This window comes from Burkholderia sp. 9777_1386 (assembly GCF_015712265.1).
In the GTDB taxonomy this organism is placed as follows: domain Bacteria; phylum Pseudomonadota; class Gammaproteobacteria; order Burkholderiales; family Burkholderiaceae; genus Burkholderia; species Burkholderia cenocepacia.
The window spans coordinates 1-15,247 of sequence record NZ_JACCQB010000031.1 but is presented as its reverse complement, the minus strand read 5'-3'; the positions used below and the strand labels follow the sequence as shown (position 1 = coordinate 15,247).

The following is a 15,247-nucleotide window of genomic DNA, read 5'->3' as shown; positions in this document are numbered from 1 at the left end:
GTTGATGCATGAGATGTCGCGTGCGGGGACTCATTCGACGGTGTACGCGAATTCGCCGGCCTCGTCCGCGCGCACCGCGATGCGCGCGATGGCCGCGCCGTCGGCGATCCGGCCCAGCACGTGGCCCGCGATCTCCGGCAGCAGCGTGCCGTTCAGGATGTGGTCGACGTTGCGGGCGCCCGAGTCGACCTCGGTGCAGCGCGCGAGCACCGCGTCGACGAGCGACTCGTCCCACTCGAACGCGGCCTTGTGGTTCGCTTCGATCCGGCGGCGGATGCGTTCGAGCTTCAGCTCGATGATCTCGGCCAGCACGTCGTCGGAAATCGGGTAGTACGGCACGACCTTCATCCGGCCGAGGAACGCCGGCTTGAAGGTCTTGTACAACTGCGGACGCAGCGTCTCGGCGAGCGTGTCCGGGTCGGGCAGTTCCTCGGCCGGCTTGTTCAGGCACGCCTGCATCACCGCGGCCGAGCCGACGTTCGAGGTCAGGATGATCAGCGTGTTGCGAAAGTCGATCTCGCGCCCTTCCGCATCGTCCATCGTGCCCTTGTCGAACACCTGGAAGAACATTTCGAGCACGTCGGGGTGCGCCTTCTCGACTTCGTCGAGCAGCACGACGGAATACGGGTTGCGGCGCACGGCCTCGGTCAGCACGCCGCCTTCGCCGTACCCGACGTAGCCCGGCGGCGAGCCCTTCAGGCCCGACACGCTGTGCGCTTCCTGGTACTCGCTCATGTTGATCGTGACCATCTTGCGCTCGCCGCCGTACAGGATGTCGGCCAGCGCCAGCGCCGTCTCGGTCTTGCCGACCCCCGACGGCCCGACGAACATGAACACGCCGCGCGGCTTGTTCGGATCCTCGAGGTTCGCGGTCGCGGTGCGCACGCGCTGCGCGATCGCCTCCAGCGCATGGTCCTGGCCGATCACGCGCGCGGTCAGCAGCGGCTGCAGGTTCAGCACGGTGTCGATCTCGTCCTTCACCATCCGGCCGAGCGGTATGCCGGTCCACGCGGCGACGATCTCGGCGACCACGTGGCCGTCGACCTGCAGCGGCACCATCGGCTCGCCCCCTTGCAGCGCGTGCAGCGCCGCGACGCGCTCCGCGAGCTTGTCGCGGGTGGCCTGCACGTCGACCGGCTGGCCGTCTTCCGACGGGCCGCGTGCGCGGTCGAGCGCATCGCGCAGCTCGGTGATCTCGGCGACGATCACGCGCTCGGCTTCGTAGCGTTCCTCGTTCTTTGCCAGTTGTTCGAGCGCCGTGTCGCGCGCGCCGCGCAGCTCGCCGAGCCGCTCGTCGTGCGCCGCGCCGCCCGCCGCCTCGCGCTCGAGCGACGCGATTTCCGCATCGATGCGCTCGATGCGCTTCTTGGTGTCGTCGATCGCCGCCGGTGTCGCGCTGTGCGCGAGCGCGACCTTCGCGCAGGCGGTGTCGAGCACGCTGATCGCCTTGTCCGGCAGCTGACGGCCGCTGATGTAGCGATGCGACAGGCGCACGGCCTCGGTGATCGCGTCGTCGAGAATCCGCACGTTGAAGTGCTTCTCCATCAGGCCCGACATCCCGCGCAGCATCGCGGCCGCGAGCGGCTCGCTCGGCTCCTCGACCTTCACGACCTGGAAGCGCCGCGCGAGCGCCGCATCCTTCTCGAAATACTTCTTGTATTCGCTCCACGTCGTCGCGGCGATCGTGCGCAGCTCGCCGCGCGCGAGCGCCGGCTTCAGCAGGTTCGCCGCGTCGTTCTGGCCGGCCTGGCCGCCCGCGCCGATGATCGTGTGCGCCTCGTCGATGAACAGGATGATCGGATGCGCGCTCTTCTTCACCTCGTCGATCACGCTCTTCAGCCGGTTCTCGAACTCGCCCTTCACGCTCGCGCCGGCCTGCAGCAGCCCCATGTCGAGCACGTGCAGCGCGACGCCGCGCAACGGCGGCGGCACGTCGTCGGCCGCGATCCGCAGCGCGAGCCCTTCGACGACCGCCGTTTTGCCGACGCCGGCCTCGCCGGTCATGATCGGGTTGTTCTGGCGACGGCGCATCAGGATGTCGATCGCCTGGCGGATCTCCGCTTCGCGGCCGATCACCGGATCGATCTTGCCGTCGCGGGCGCGCTGCGTGAGGTTGGTCGTGTACGTGTCGAGCGCGGGCGTCTTCGACGGGCCGGCCGCGGGTGCCATGCCGTCGGCGGCGGGCGCGACGTCGCTGCCCTCGTCGTCCGTCTGGCGCGGCTCGGCTTCGCTCGAACCGGCCATGATTTCGTCGAACTTGTGCTTCAGGTCCGTCACGTTCATTTCCGCGAAGCGCGACGACATCCGTTGCGCGAACTGCGCGAGATCCGGCGCGGTCAGCAGCGCGAGCAGCAGGTGACCCGACCGGATGCGGCCGAGCTGCGAATCGAGCGACGCGATCAGCCACGCCTGCTCGAACAGCGCGATCAGGTGCACGGAGAACACCGGCGTGCGCGTGTTGCCGGTCTTCAGGCGCGTGAGCTCGCGTTCGAGATCGGCGTGCAGCGCATGCGGATCGACGCGGCTCGCGCGCAACGCGAGCGGCAGGTCGCCCGTCGCCTCGTCGAGCAACGCGAGGAACAGGTGTTCCAGATCGACCTCGTAGTGGCCGCGCGCCAGGCACGCGCTCGCCGCCCGCTCGGTCGCGTGGCGGCACAGCGGGTTCAGTTTCGTGATCAGGGTCTTCAGAGGCGTGCTCATGGCGTCGATCTCAGGTTCGATTGCGTGTTGTTGTTAGGGTCTCAGTGAATCACGTGCAGTTCGTAGCGGGCGTCCGAACGGTCCTCGGCCGCGTCGCGCGTGCACAGGAACGCATCCCAGCCGAGCCGCGAGCCCGCGCCGAGCACGCTCGCGCCGACCTCGGTGCGCTTCAGCACGAGCTTCACCTCGTATTCGAGCGTGACGCCGGCGAGCAGCGTCAGCATCCGCTCGAGCGCGACGGCCTGCGCGCCGCCGGGCAGGAACGCCTCGTAGTCGCGCTTGGACAGCGGGCCGACGACGATTCGCGCGCGCATGTCGCGCTGCCACACGCGCTCGCCGACGAGCGCCGTCGCGCCGAGCACCGCATTGACTTCGCCGAGCACGCTCAGCTGATCGGGCGGCACGTCGTACCACTTGCCGACGAACTGGTCGATCTTCACCGGCACGCGGAAGTAATCGGACAGCGTGCGCTGCAGGTAGGCGGCCGACATCGGCCGGTGCCGCGCGGCGAGCGCGTAGCCGGCCACGGCCTCGTCGAGCACGCCGCCCGCGCCGGCCGCGAGGCTGTCGCGCACCTCGTCGCTCGGCACGCCCGCGATCGCGAGCAACAGCGGCAGGTAGCGCTCGTCGCGGTCGAGCTCGTAGTGGAACGGCAGCCGGTATTTCTTCCACGCCGCGTAGAACAGCGCGGTCGCGCGGTTCGAGAACACGTCGAAGAACGCGCGCGCCGCATGGTCGCGCCGCAGATGCTCGCGCGCGACGATCTGCTCGGTGTAGTGCAGCGGCAGCGCGCCCTGCCCGCCGAGCAGCCCGAAGAACGCGGGCGTCAGCTCGACGCGGCCGAGTTCGCCGGCGGCCAGCGCGGCGCCGCGCTGCTCGCCCGAACTCAGCGACGCGCCGTCGCCGTCGAACGAGCGCGCACCTTCGATCTCGCTCGGCGGAAAGCCGAGCGACAGCGTGTTGCGGAATGCGATGCGCTGCGCGACCACGTCGCCCTGCCGCCACGCGCCGGGCGCATCCGACGCCTGCCGCGCGAACAGCCCCTCCAGCACGCGCACCGCCTGGAAGAACTCGAAGCGGTGCGGCTCGTCGAGCAGCGCGTCGACTACGCCAGGATCGATTCGCCGGTTCGGGGCTTGCATCGAATGATCTCCTCGCCGGTGCGCTTCGACACGACGACCAATTGAACGAAACTGTTGAGGTGGACGTACAGCCCGAAGAAGCTGTCGAGCACGCGCACGAAGGACGCGAGGCTCGCGCCGACGAAGTGTTCCTCGTCGATCGTCAGCCGGATCTCGATGCCGCGCACGAAGGTCGCGAACGGCTTGCCGGGCAGCCACTGCACGGCGCCGCGCTGCTCGACGCCGACCAGGCCGTCGATCTGGCGCATCGACACCGCCGTGCGTCGCAGGTCGTACAGCGTCAGCATTTCCTTCAGCGGCGCGAGGCCGTGCGCGACGAGCGATACGTGGTTGAGCGCGAGATGCGACACGAGCCGCCAGTGCGCGGCGCGGCCGCGCTCGAAGCGCACGCTCTGCGTCGGGCGACGCAGCAGCGAAATGCCGCTCGTCTGCGCGCCGCCTTCCTGGAACAGGTCGCCGCCTTCGAGGCCGAACGCCAGCATCGCCGGCAGGTCGCGGTTCGTGCAGGTGAGGTCGAGGCTCAGCGTGTCGGTCTGCGGCGACGTCGGCTCGAAGTCGATGTCGACGATCGAGATCTCGGTTTCGTAGCCGGGGCTCTTCTGCGCGACCCAGTCGTTGCGCCGCGCGAACCAGTAGTGGCCGATCCGCGCCGCTTCGCCGTGATGCAGCGAATAGAACGGCCGGAACTCGATCACCGATTCCTCGTGCGCCTGCTGCCGGACGAGCTTCACCGAGTCGATCGAGTACACCTCGTACGCGAACGCGCGCCGCGCCTCGGCGATCACCGGATACGACACCGCGCGGTGCGTGATGCGGATCGGCTCGCCGTGCTGGCGGAACAGGTTCACGATCGGCGTGCAGAACAGCCGGAAATGGCTCGCCGTCAGCAATTCGAGCAGGCGCGCGATATGCGAATCGCTGCGCACGTCCTGCAGCACCAGATGCAGCGTCGCGCGCTGGCAGCGGCCCGACGCGCGCGCGATCGCCGCGAGGTCGAAGTCGACGAAATCGAACTTGTCTGGGAACGCGAAGTATTCGGTGAGCAGCCGGTACGCGGGATGCGATTTCGCCGGATAGTCGATCAGCGCGTCGTCCTCGGCGAAGCCGGCCTGCGCGATCGGCAGCTTGCGCAGCGCGGTCCAGCGGCCGTTGCGTTCGGGCTCGACGTACGCGCCGAGCACGTTGACGAACAGGCAGTCGGTGAGCGCGGCGACGAACGACTGCTCGCCGTGCAGGTGCGCGCGCAGCGTCGACAGCTTCAGCGCGCCGAGATCGAGCTGCGCGGCGAGCGATTCGAACGTGATCGAGATCACGCCCGTCGCGTTCGACGGCAGCACCGTCGCGCTCGGCGCGAGCGCGACCGGCGTATAGCGTGCTTCCGAGATGCGGATCGGCGCGAGCGTCACGTCGTAGGCGGTACGGAACCGGCATTGCACGCCGCGGATCGGACGGCTCTTCAGCTCGGTGCCGCGCTCGATCACGACCGGTTCGGTCTGCTGGCCGGGCGAAGCCGGCGTGAACTGCGCGATCGAACACGACGGGAACGGCCGCAGGTAGTGCGGATACAGCACTTCCAGCAGCGCTTCGGTGAATTCGGGGTAGTCGTCGTCGAGCTTCTTGTTGATGCGCGCGCCGAGCAGCGCGAACGACTCGATCATCCGCTCGACGTGCGGATCCTCGCAATGCTCGCCGGACAGCGCGAGGCGCGCGGCGATCTTCGGATAGCGTTCGGCGAAATCTCGCGAATAGCGCCGCAAAAACGATAATTCGCGTTCGTAATACGGCAGCAATTCTTCCATCGACGACCCCGAACCTCAATATTTCCTGCCGGACCTGATTCACCACCGGGCGGTCCGGCCCGCTCGGCGGCTTGATTTACTGCATGCGTGCCGCGCGTGCGCGCGTGACCGAATACTGCAGCGTCGACGGTTGCAGCATCGCGTCGAAACTCACCGGCTCCTCGGCCGGGTGCACGACGAGCAGCGCCTGGATCGCGAAGTACAGCGCGTTGGTGGCCTGCTCGTTCAGCTCGAACGTCACCTGCACCTGCTGCAGGCGCGGCTCGTGGCGCGCGATGGCCTGCTGGATCGACTTGCAGATGAATGCGCGGTCGTAGTGGCTCGCGAGGCTCAGCCCCGCGAAATCGTTCAGCCCGTAGGTCAGCACCGATTTCTGGCATTCCGGCAGCGCGGCCAGCTCGTTCTCGGTATGCGCGATACGGGTGTTGAGGATCGCCTCGACGTCGCGGGCGACCGTGTTCTTGAGCTCGTCCAGCGACAATTGCCGCATCGCGGCCGAGGCCGGCAGATGCGGTTCGTCGTCGAACAGCTTGTCGAGAAAACTGGGTTCGAATCGTTTCATCGGCCGGTGTTGACAGCGAAAACGGCAACGGGACGCCGAGCGCCCCGTTGCCGCAACCGACCTTAGACCGCGTAGGTCTTGTCGTTCTTCGTCAGGCTCCAGGCGCCTTGCGTGTTGCCGCCCTGGTTGCCGCCGATCTTCTGCTGGGTTTGCTTCCACTGCACGGCTGCGTACTTCAGCGAGAACGTCTCGAGGGGCAGACCTTCCTCGCGGACGCTCGGGGCGATGCTCGAGATGATCACGTACTTGAGCTTGACTTCCAGATACTGCACGCGCTTGCCTTCACCGTCCGCGCGCGAGAAATGGACCGTCACTTCGTCGAACGTGGTACCGCCCGAAGCGTGCTGGTACAGCAGCGGGCTCGACGAATCGATTTCCTTCGTGAAGATCATGTCGCCGTGCTCGCAACGCGTCATCGTGTGACCGCCAGCGGTCGATGCGGTTGCCGAACGCGGCTGAACGATCGAGTGATCCCACGATTTCAGTTCGATCCAGCCCTGATGGTCCTTGTCCGCGGATTCGCCCTTCACCGCGGGACTACCAAACTGCAAGTGCATATGTAACATGGCCCTTCGACTCCCCAAAGAGGTGGTTTTAACGTCCTACCCAGGCGGCCCGCCCGGGCGATTTACTCGCTTATGAATTTGCCGGTTTGGGCAGATCAGCGACAAGTCGCAGAGAAATCGAGAGTTCGTCGAGCTGAAAGTGCGGGCGCAGGAACGCGACCGAACGATACGAGCCCGGCTTGCCCGGAATCTCCGACACTTGTATGGATGCCTCGCGCAGCGGGAATTGCGCTTTCTGTTCCTGCGAGGCGTTGTCGTCGAGCAGGACGTACTGCGAAATCCACCGGTTGAGGAAAGTCTCCACGTTCTGCGCCGATGCGAAGCTGCCGATCTTGTCCCGCATCATCGCCTTCAGGTAGTGCGCGACGCGCGATACCGAGAAGATGTACTGAAGCTGGGCGGACAGGACGGCGTTCGCATTCGCGCTGTCGGTGCTGTACTTTTTCGGCTTCTGCACCGACTGCGCAGCGAAGAACGCGGCGTAATCTGAGTTCTTGCAATGGACGAGCGGGATGAAGCCGAGGTCGCTCAGCTCCTTCTCGCGGCGATCGGTGATCGCGATTTCGGTCGGGCACTTCAGCGCGACTTCACCGTCGTCGGTCTTGAACGTGTGGGTCGGCAGATCCTCGACGAGGCCGCCGCCTTCGACGCCGCGGATCGCCGCGCACCAGCCGAAGTCGTCGAACGCGGCCGTCAGGCGTGCCGCGAAGGCCCATGCCGCGTTGCACCACAGGTACTTGTCGTGGTCGGTGCCGTCGACGTCCTCGACGAAGTTGAAGTTCTCCGCGGTCTGGCCGTCCTTCGGATTGAACGGCAGGCGGCCGAGGAAGCGCGGCAGCGTCAGGCCGACGTAGCGGGAATCCTCGGCGTCGCGGAACGATTTCCACTTCGCGTATTCGACGGTGTCGAACACCTTGCCGAGGTCGCGCGGCTTGCCGAGGTCGGAGAACGACTCGAGGCCGAGCAGCTCCGGCGACGCCGACGCGATGAACGGCGCATGCGCGGCCGCCGCGACGTGCGACATCTGCTCGATGAAATACATGTCTTCCGGCTGGCGCGAGATCTCGTAATCGCCAATCAGCGCACCGAACGGCGAACCGCCGAACGTGCCGAATTCCTCTTCGTAGACCTTCTTGAACAGCGCGCTCTGGTCGAACTCGCTCGCGCCCTTGAAATCGCGCACGAGGTCGCGCTTCGGCGCGTGCAGCGCCTTGATCTTGATCGTCTGGCCCGTGTTGCTTTCCTTGACCAGATAGTCCAGCCCGCGCCACGTGCTTTCGAGGCGCTGGAATTCCGGCGCGTGCATCACCGCGGAAAGCTGCGTGGAAATCAGGCGGTCGAGTTCCGCGACGCGCGCATCGATCGTGGCCGACAGGTTGTCCGACACGATCACCGTGCCGTCGAGCACCTGGTGCACGAGCTCGCCGATCAGGTCCTTCGCACGCGCATGCTCGGAATCGGATTTCGCGACCTTGCTCTTCTCGACGATGTCGTCGAGCAACGAAGTCCCGGCGGCGTATTCCGCGCCGCTCGCTTGGGCCGCAGCCGTTTGCTGGTTCATCTCAACACTCCGTCGTCATTCGCCGTCTTTGTCGCCGCCGGTGCCCTTCGCGAGCTCCTGCAGCTGCTGCGTGTTCTTCAGCACCTCGGACAGCAGATCCTCGAGCTTGTCGTTGCCGGCGAGCTTGTTGCGCAGGTCGGCGAGCTTCGAGCGCGCCTCGAGCAGGCGGCGCAGCGGCTCGACCTGTTCGACGACTTCGTCCGGGCTGAAATCCGACAGCGAGCGGAACTTCAGGTCGACCGCGAACTTGCCGCCTTCCGGGCTCAGGCGGTTTTCCACCTGGAACGCGGCGCGCGGCTCGATCGCCTTCATCACGTCGTCGAAATTGTCGCGGTCGATATTGACGAACTTGCGGTCGCGCAGCTTCGGCTGCTCGATTTCGGACTGGCCCGCCAGATCGCCGACGACCCCGACGACGAACGGCAGTTCCTTCACCTCGATCGCATCGCCCTTCTCGACCTCGTAGGTCAGCTGGACGCGCGGCGGCCGTATTTTCTGCAAGCTTTTCTGAATGCTTTCTTTCTTGGCCATCTCGACGGCTCCCAGGTTAGTTGTGGTTATCGCGTCAGTTGCGGTTTCAGTTGCGCAGTGCGCCGAACGGATCCGCGCTGCCCTTTTGCGCCGCGGGCGGCGTCGGGGCGGCGCTCGCGGCCGCTTCGGCCGCCGGTGCGGCCGCGGCCTTCGCACGATGGACGACGCGGCGCGGCGGGCGCGGTTTCGCGATCTTGGTTTCTGGCGGAAACAGCGCCGATTCGCCGAGCGTGTCGCGCAACTGCTTCGCGAGCGCCTGCGCGTCGGACTTCGCATCGCCCGCGAGCGATGCATCCTGGCGCAGCTCGCCGAGCGACTGCGTCGCGATCCGCAGGCCGGCGACGGCCAGCACGCTCTTCGCCTGACGATCGGTCGCGTCGCGCTGCAGCGCTTCCTGGGCGGCGACGATCGCCTGCCCGTAATGGTTTTGTGCGAACTGGATTTGCGCGATGCGCGACCACGGTTCCTCGCGCGTCGGGTCCGACTTCGCGAGTTGCTGGTACAGGCCGAGCGCCTTGTCCTGGTCCCCCGCCTTCGCGACGGCGTCTGCATCGGCCAGCGACTTGTTGAACACTTCCGCAGTCGGCGGCGCGGGAGGCTGGCTCGCACAACCGGCGATCACGCCGCAAGCCACCACTACCCCAGACAGTTTTGCGAAGAGACGGTCTTTCATCGTTATATCCACCGGCGCGTGAGTTTTAAATCGTTGAGAATCTGGTTCTTTTGCTTTGCAAGAAGCGCGCGGGTATAGTACCGATCAATTTTTCATAATTCAATCGTCGTGTGAAGAGTAATTCCTTTTAAAACCGGGCGCTACCCCCTCGAATGGCCGCTCGCTGCGGGCTCGCAGCGGTTTTTCTTTCGACCGGAATGCGCAAGTTTTACTGGTTGCACGACGCGCCGCCCGGATGGCGGAAAAAATTTCCGGATGCTCGCCTGACGCGGGCGTGCTTAATAGTTGAACGGTGCAATGTCGGGGATACGCAGCGAACGCGGCAATATCCCGGCAGTTTTGACAGGGATAAAGGCGGCACGCCGGAAAAAACGATGAGATCGTCCATGATTCGCTACGCGCTGCCGCTGCTTGCGTGCGCCCTTCTGGCCGGATGCGCGGCCGCTCCGCTGCTCGGCTCGGCCGCGAGCGCCGTGATGTCCGCGGCCGGCATCGGCAAGCCCGAGGTGCCCGACGCGCAGAAGCCGCCGCGCAACATCGGCCTCACGCTGGCCGCCGCACCGAACCTGAATGCCGCGACCGACAACAAGCCGCTCGCGCTCGTCGTGCGCCTCTATGCGCTGAAAGACCCGACCTCGTTCCAGCAAGCGCCGTTCGACGCATTTACCGACCCGGCCAAGGAAAAAACCGCACTCGGCGCCGATCTGCTGAACGTGCGTGAAATCACGCTGATTCCGGGCCAGCGCTATACGGCAACCGAGAAGGTATCGCGCGAAGCGCAGGCATTCGGCATTGTCGCGCTGTTCCGCGATCCCGCACTGCAACGCTGGAAACTGACGTTCGATCCGGTGAAGTCGGAGAAATCCGGCATAATCATCGGCCTGCATAATTGCGCGATGACGGTCACCGACGGCACGGTCATCGCACCGCAACAGGGTGCGCCTTCGCAACCGCTGAATATGCTGTCTTCGGTCTCCTGCGGTTAAACATGACGCACGAATGTCAATTAACAAGAGTTAACACACTTGGCGATTTAATTCGGGCACGACCAAATCGATTACATCGCAAACGCCACATTAACCGGATTTGACATGAGTTATTCGGCCAAGGTGCTGTGGGGGGAAGGGCTGTTCCTCCGGCCTCAACACTTTCAGCGGCAGGACGCGTACCACGAGGCGCGCCTGTTCGAGTCCATCCAGGCGATCCAGCCATACAACTGGGGCGTGCGCTCGGTGCGCATCGACCGCGACGCGCTCGGCAGCAACGTGCTGCGGGTGGCCGAACTCGCGCTCGTGTTCCCGGACGGCGCGCTGTATGCCGCGCCGCAGGCCGACGACCTGCCGCCGCCGATCGCACTGGATACGTTGCCCGACGGCATCAACGAATTCGTGTTCTATCTCGCGCTGCACCCGCTGCGCGAGAACGGCACCAACTACAGCGACGATCCGGCCGCCGGCTTCATGACGCGGTTCGTCAGCGAGCAGACGAGCGTCGCCGACAACTTCACCGACGCCGCCGAAGCCGACATCACGTTCCTGAAGACGCAGGTCAAGCTGATCGCACACAGCGAGCCGCGCGACCAGCTGCTGTCGGTGCCGCTCGTACGCGTGCGCCGCACCGCGACGTCCGGCTTCGAGATCGACGACAGCTTCGTGCCGCCGTGCCTCGCGATCGAAGCGTCGCCGATCCTGCACCAGCGGCTGCGCCAGCTGGTCGACGCGCTGCAGGCGAAGGTGAACGCGCTGTACGGCTTTCACCGCGAGCCGTCGAAGAACATCATCGAGTTCCGCTCGGGGGACATCGCGTCGTTCTGGCTGCTGCACACGGCGAACGCCGCATTCGCGACGCTCGCGCACCTGCACCAGCATGCGGCGCTGCATCCGGAGCGGCTGTTCCAGGAGCTGCTGCGCCTCGCCGGCCAGTTGATGACGTTCTCGAAGGGCTATACGCTCGCCGACCTGCCCGTGTACCGCCACGACGATCCGGGCCCGAGCTTCGCGCGTCTCGACCTGATGCTGCGCGAACTGCTCGACACCGTGATCTCGACGCGCTATTTCGCGATCACGCTCGACGAGGTGCGCCCGTCGTTCCACCTCGGCCGCCTCGATTCCGGCAAGATCGACGACAAGACCGAGTTCTACCTCGCAGTGTCCGCGGACATGCCGAGCGTCGAGCTCGTCGATGCGGTGCCGGCCCGCTTCAAGGTCGGCGCGCCGGACGACGTCGACAAGCTCGTGCTGTCGGCAATGCCCGGCGTGCGGCTGTCGTACACGCCGCAGGTGCCGCCCGCGATTCCGGTGCGCCCCGGCGCGTGCTACTTCGCGCTCGATTCGCGCAGCCCGCTGTACGAGCGCATGCTGCAGGCCCAGTCCGCGATGATCTACGCGCCGACTGGTATCAATGACCTGAAATTCGAACTGATCGCGGTCACATCATGAGCTACGCGCCTTCCTTGTTCGGCGACAACGCGCCGGCACCGCTGCACACCCCGGCGTCGACGGACTCCGCGTTCCAGGCCCGTTCGCTGCTCGATTTGCTGTACGACGGGTTCTTCATGCTGTTCCTGCTCAAGAACGGACGGGAGCCGGACAGCGCCAGCGAGTTCAGCACGCGGATCCAGGAATTCCTGTCGGATTTCGAGCGCGGCGCGAAGAAGCTGAATATCGCCGCCGAGGACGTGTACGGCGCGAAGTTCGCGTTCTGCGCGGCCATCGACGAGATGGTGCTGTCGTCGCAGTTCAAGATCCGCGCGGACTGGGAACGCCGGCCGCTGCAGCTCGTGTTGTTCGGCGAGCAGCTCGCCGGCGAGAAGTTCTTCCAGTATCTCGAGGAAGGTCGTGCGCAGGGTGCGGCACGGCTGCAGTCGCTCGAGGTGTTCCATATGTGCCTGCTGCTCGGGTTCCAGGGCAAGTACCTGCTCGAAGGGCCGGAAAAGCTCGCTTACCTGACCGCGCGGCTGGGCGACGAGATCGCGCACATGAAGGGCAAGCGCGCGCCGTTCGCGCCGCACTGGCCGCTGCCGGACCAGATCGCGCACCGGTTGAAGCGCGAGGTGCCGGTGTGGGCGATCGGGACCGTGTTCGCGCTGGTGGCGCTGCTCGGGTACCTCGGGCTCAACACGTACCTGAAGGACAAGACGCTGCAAGCGCTCTCGCCGTATTCGCAGGTGATCAAGGTCGGGCCGGAGTCGGCCAACCTGACTATCTCGTTGCCGTAAACAGGCGCGCGTTTTTCGAACGCCGCTTCACGAGAAAAGGACCGCCTGGCGGTCCTTTTCTGCTTTTGCGCGCTTCCTCCGGACAACTGAAAAAGATCGATGGTGTGCCAACGCGTCACGCCATCCAGATGTCTTCATAGCCGGCGTCGTCGATGATGAAGCGTGCGCCGGGCGGCAGCCGCAGATAAGGCAGAACCGACGGCAAATAGGTCGACAGGTGCGCCGCATGCAGCGGCTGATAGAAATCGTCGGCGTCCGAGTATTCGCCGCAGTGGAAGAACCAGCTGACGTTGTCGCCTTCGGACAGCGCGATACGCGTGCCATAAACGGGCATCCGTCGGAGCGTCGACATCGCGACGGCAACCATCTCTTCGGGTTCGACGGCCTGCAGGCCGTAGCGTGCGCAAAGCGCTTCCTGTTGCGTGCGCAATGCTGCCGGATCGTCGGCCATGTTCATTTCCTTTCTGCCGTGCAGCGAGTCAGCCAGGTTGCCAGCATAACCGTGGATCGGCGCCGTGCCGGCGGCGCAGCATCAGAACAGGATAAACGCGTCGTTCTCGACGTAGAAGACAAACGCGTCCAGCAATTGTGCGACGCTCGGCTCGTCGACCTGATCGTGTGCGTTGATCACGATGTCCTCGATCGTCGCGCTGTCGAGCGTGGCTTTCCAGCCGGGTTGGGCCGCGATGGCGGGCGCAACGTCGGCTTCCGCGTCATCGGCGCCTTCGAGGAACGCCCCCTCGGTGTCGAGCGTCCACGGCATCGGCGGCAGGTAAAGCCACCCGGAGAAATCGCCGGGACGTTCGAGAATATGGTGGAGCGACGCTGCGGTCGGGGAGTCGGTCGACATGAGTATTGCGGTGGGATCCGGATTGATGATTGCGTTGCATCGGCCGCGAGCCACCCGCGGCAGGCCGTGATTATGCCAATTCCTCGCCCGCCCGCCTCCCGGCGCGCGTCAGATGACGCATCGCGTCACTCGTTCGCGGTGAAATCGATTGCAATCAGGGCCAATTCGACTTCCGGCGCGGCGCGGTTGCGAGTAGTGTCTACGTGCCCGCATTCCGGCCGGCCCCGGGTCCGACCGATACCCGGCGCTCACCCCACGATACTGAACCCTGGAGATCTGCGATGAAACGTTCGAAGTTCCTGCTGTCGGGCCTCCTGCTCGCGTCGGCCCTCGGCTTCACGGCCGTCGCCGCCCATGCGGAAGACCTGCTCGATTCCGTGAAGAAAGCCGGCGTGCTGCGCGTCGGCCTCGAAGGCACGTATCCGCCGTTCAACTCCCGCGGCACGTCCGGCCAGCTCGAGGGCTTCGACGTCGACGTCGCGAACGCCGTTGCCGGCAAGCTCGGCGTGAAGACGCAGTTCATCCCGACCGAATGGAGCGGCATCATCGCCGGGCTGCAGGCCGGCAAGTTCGACGTGATCGTCAACCAGGTCACGATCACGCCGCAGCGCAAGGAAGCGCTCGACTTCAGCGAGCCGTACACGTACTCGGCCGCGCAACTGATTCAGCGCAAGGACGACACGCGCAACTTCAAGTCGCTCGACGATTTCAAGGGCAAGAAGCTCGGCGTGACGCTCGGCACCAACTACGACCAGATGGCGCGCACCGTGCCCGGCATCGAGGTGCAGACGTATCCGGGCGCACCGGAGAAGTTGCGCGACCTCGCCGCGGGCCGGATCGAGGCGACGCTCGACGACCGCCTGATGCTGCCGTACATGATCAAGACGTCGAACCTGCCGCTGCGCGCGGGGGCGGTGCTGAACGGCGGCAAGCAGGAAATGGCGATCCCGTTCCGCAAGGGTAATCCGAAGTTCGAGAAGGCGATCAACGACGCACTCGAGTCGCTGCGCAAGGACGGCACGCTGAAGAAGATCTCGACGCACTGGTTCGGCAGCGACGTGACGGTGCCGGTCGCGCAGTAAGCGGTTCGGCGCGTGTTCAATGCGTCACGTTTTCGCTGCGGCGAAGGCGTGACGCGCAGTTGCAGCGTTCTCCTCGCCTTCTTCCCTTCTTCCCCTTTTCCTTTTTCCTTCAGGCCGCCTCGTCGAAGCGGGCGAGCAGCAACTGGCCGATCGGCGTCAGCGCCGGGCGCGCCGCTATCGCATTCATGCGCACCTGCGCGTCGTCGACCAGCCGCTTTTCGACGAGCACGGCAAAGGCAGGGTTCGCGAGGTCGACACTGTCGGGCGCACGCGCAATGCGCAACAGCATCGAGAATTCATGCGGGCTCAGCATGGTTCGTGTCTCCTGACCGTACGCGATGCAGTTTGATCGACGTCGATCGCGTTTTCGAATGGAATGGATGCGAGGCAGCAGCCAATGCGCTGACGGGAGCGAGATCCCGGGTGAGCCTGCGCGACACGGGCACGGCGTCGGACGCGGTCACGTACACCCCGATCGCGACAATACTGCCGCGACGGGAGCGTGCAACGTTAGCGGTGCAGCGTGACGCGGGTGTGACGAGAAAAGGGGGATGGGGATGGGGA

General features: G+C 65.6%; 16 protein-coding genes. 5 read left to right on the top strand and 11 right to left on the bottom strand.

The genetic code is table 11. From position 1 onward, the window contains the following. Nucleotides 1-30: 30 nt before the first annotated feature. The 8 genes from tssH to H0X91_RS21800 form a co-directional block, all read right to left on the bottom strand. A complete protein-coding gene (gene tssH, locus H0X91_RS21835) occupies nucleotides 31-2,700 on the bottom strand; it encodes a type VI secretion system ATPase TssH (protein ID WP_062911039.1) in 2,670 nt (889 codons plus the stop codon). A gap of 41 nt (nucleotides 2,701-2,741) precedes the next feature. After that, on the bottom strand, nucleotides 2,742-3,842 hold the full coding sequence (gene tssG, locus H0X91_RS21830; RefSeq protein WP_006494420.1) for a type VI secretion system baseplate subunit TssG: 1,101 nt from the start codon (nucleotides 3,840-3,842) through the stop codon (nucleotides 2,742-2,744). Then, nucleotides 3,806-5,641 carry a type VI secretion system baseplate subunit TssF gene (gene tssF / locus H0X91_RS21825; protein WP_048986026.1) on the bottom strand — a complete coding sequence of 612 codons (1,836 nt, stop codon included), beginning with the start codon at nucleotides 5,639-5,641 and terminating at the stop codon, nucleotides 3,806-3,808. The genes tssG and tssF overlap by 37 nt, the downstream gene beginning before the upstream one ends. A gap of 76 nt (nucleotides 5,642-5,717) precedes the next feature. Further along, a complete protein-coding gene (gene tssE / locus H0X91_RS21820) occupies nucleotides 5,718-6,203 on the bottom strand; it encodes a type VI secretion system baseplate subunit TssE (protein ID WP_006477092.1) in 486 nt (161 codons plus the stop codon). A gap of 62 nt (nucleotides 6,204-6,265) precedes the next feature. Beyond that, complete coding sequence (locus H0X91_RS21815) at nucleotides 6,266-6,769, bottom strand: Hcp family type VI secretion system effector (RefSeq protein WP_006477093.1); 504 nt, start codon at nucleotides 6,767-6,769, stop codon at nucleotides 6,266-6,268. 70 nt (nucleotides 6,770-6,839) lie between these two features. Next, nucleotides 6,840-8,330: a type VI secretion system contractile sheath large subunit gene (gene tssC, locus H0X91_RS21810; RefSeq protein WP_006484397.1), complete on the bottom strand. Its 1,491-nt coding sequence runs from the start codon at nucleotides 8,328-8,330 to the stop codon at nucleotides 6,840-6,842. 15 nt (nucleotides 8,331-8,345) lie between these two features. Next, the gene (tssB, locus tag H0X91_RS21805; protein ID WP_006484395.1) at nucleotides 8,346-8,861 is read right to left on the bottom strand and encodes a type VI secretion system contractile sheath small subunit; all 516 of its coding nucleotides are present in this window, start codon (nucleotides 8,859-8,861) and stop codon (nucleotides 8,346-8,348) included. Between the two features lie 46 nt (nucleotides 8,862-8,907). Beyond that, nucleotides 8,908-9,534 carry a tetratricopeptide repeat protein gene (locus H0X91_RS21800; protein ID WP_043204524.1) on the bottom strand — a complete coding sequence of 209 codons (627 nt, stop codon included), beginning with the start codon at nucleotides 9,532-9,534 and terminating at the stop codon, nucleotides 8,908-8,910. 386 nt (nucleotides 9,535-9,920) lie between these two features. Between H0X91_RS21800 and tssJ the strand changes: the two genes are divergently transcribed. The 3 genes from tssJ to icmH all read left to right on the top strand — a co-directional run bounded on the left by tssJ (nucleotide 9,921) and on the right by icmH (nucleotide 12,751). Beyond that, the gene (tssJ, locus tag H0X91_RS21795) at nucleotides 9,921-10,520 is read left to right on the top strand and encodes a type VI secretion system lipoprotein TssJ (protein WP_006485335.1); all 600 of its coding nucleotides are present in this window, start codon (nucleotides 9,921-9,923) and stop codon (nucleotides 10,518-10,520) included. Between the two features lie 105 nt (nucleotides 10,521-10,625). Beyond that, nucleotides 10,626-11,972, top strand: coding sequence for a type VI secretion system baseplate subunit TssK (tssK, locus tag H0X91_RS21790; protein WP_006477098.1), 1,347 nt, complete (start codon nucleotides 10,626-10,628; stop codon nucleotides 11,970-11,972). Then, a complete protein-coding gene (icmH, locus tag H0X91_RS21785; RefSeq protein ID WP_006494424.1) occupies nucleotides 11,969-12,751 on the top strand; it encodes a type IVB secretion system protein IcmH/DotU in 783 nt (260 codons plus the stop codon). Before tssK ends, icmH begins: the two co-directional genes overlap by 4 nt. Nucleotides 12,752-12,866: 115 nt before the next feature. Here the strand turns inward: icmH and H0X91_RS21780 are convergent, their stop codons facing one another. Next, entirely contained in the window at nucleotides 12,867-13,202 is a 336-nt protein-coding gene (locus H0X91_RS21780; RefSeq protein WP_060214786.1) for an immunity protein Imm33 domain-containing protein, read from the bottom strand. A gap of 81 nt (nucleotides 13,203-13,283) precedes the next feature. Then, nucleotides 13,284-13,601, bottom strand: coding sequence for a DUF7716 domain-containing protein (locus H0X91_RS21775; protein WP_048986020.1), 318 nt, complete (start codon nucleotides 13,599-13,601; stop codon nucleotides 13,284-13,286). Nucleotides 13,602-13,882: 281 nt separating this feature from the next. On the opposite strand from H0X91_RS21775, the gene H0X91_RS21770 reads away from it, so the two are divergent. Continuing rightward, a complete protein-coding gene (locus H0X91_RS21770; RefSeq protein ID WP_006485337.1) occupies nucleotides 13,883-14,683 on the top strand; it encodes a transporter substrate-binding domain-containing protein in 801 nt (266 codons plus the stop codon). A gap of 109 nt (nucleotides 14,684-14,792) precedes the next feature. On the opposite strand, the gene H0X91_RS21765 is transcribed toward H0X91_RS21770, so the two are convergent. After that, complete coding sequence (locus tag H0X91_RS21765; protein ID WP_006485326.1) at nucleotides 14,793-14,996, bottom strand: hypothetical protein; 204 nt, start codon at nucleotides 14,994-14,996, stop codon at nucleotides 14,793-14,795. Between the two features lie 32 nt (nucleotides 14,997-15,028). On the opposite strand from H0X91_RS21765, the gene H0X91_RS35010 reads away from it, so the two are divergent. After that, a partial coding sequence (locus H0X91_RS35010; RefSeq protein ID WP_206532814.1) for a hypothetical protein occupies nucleotides 15,029-15,247 on the top strand: 219 nt, incomplete at its 3' end.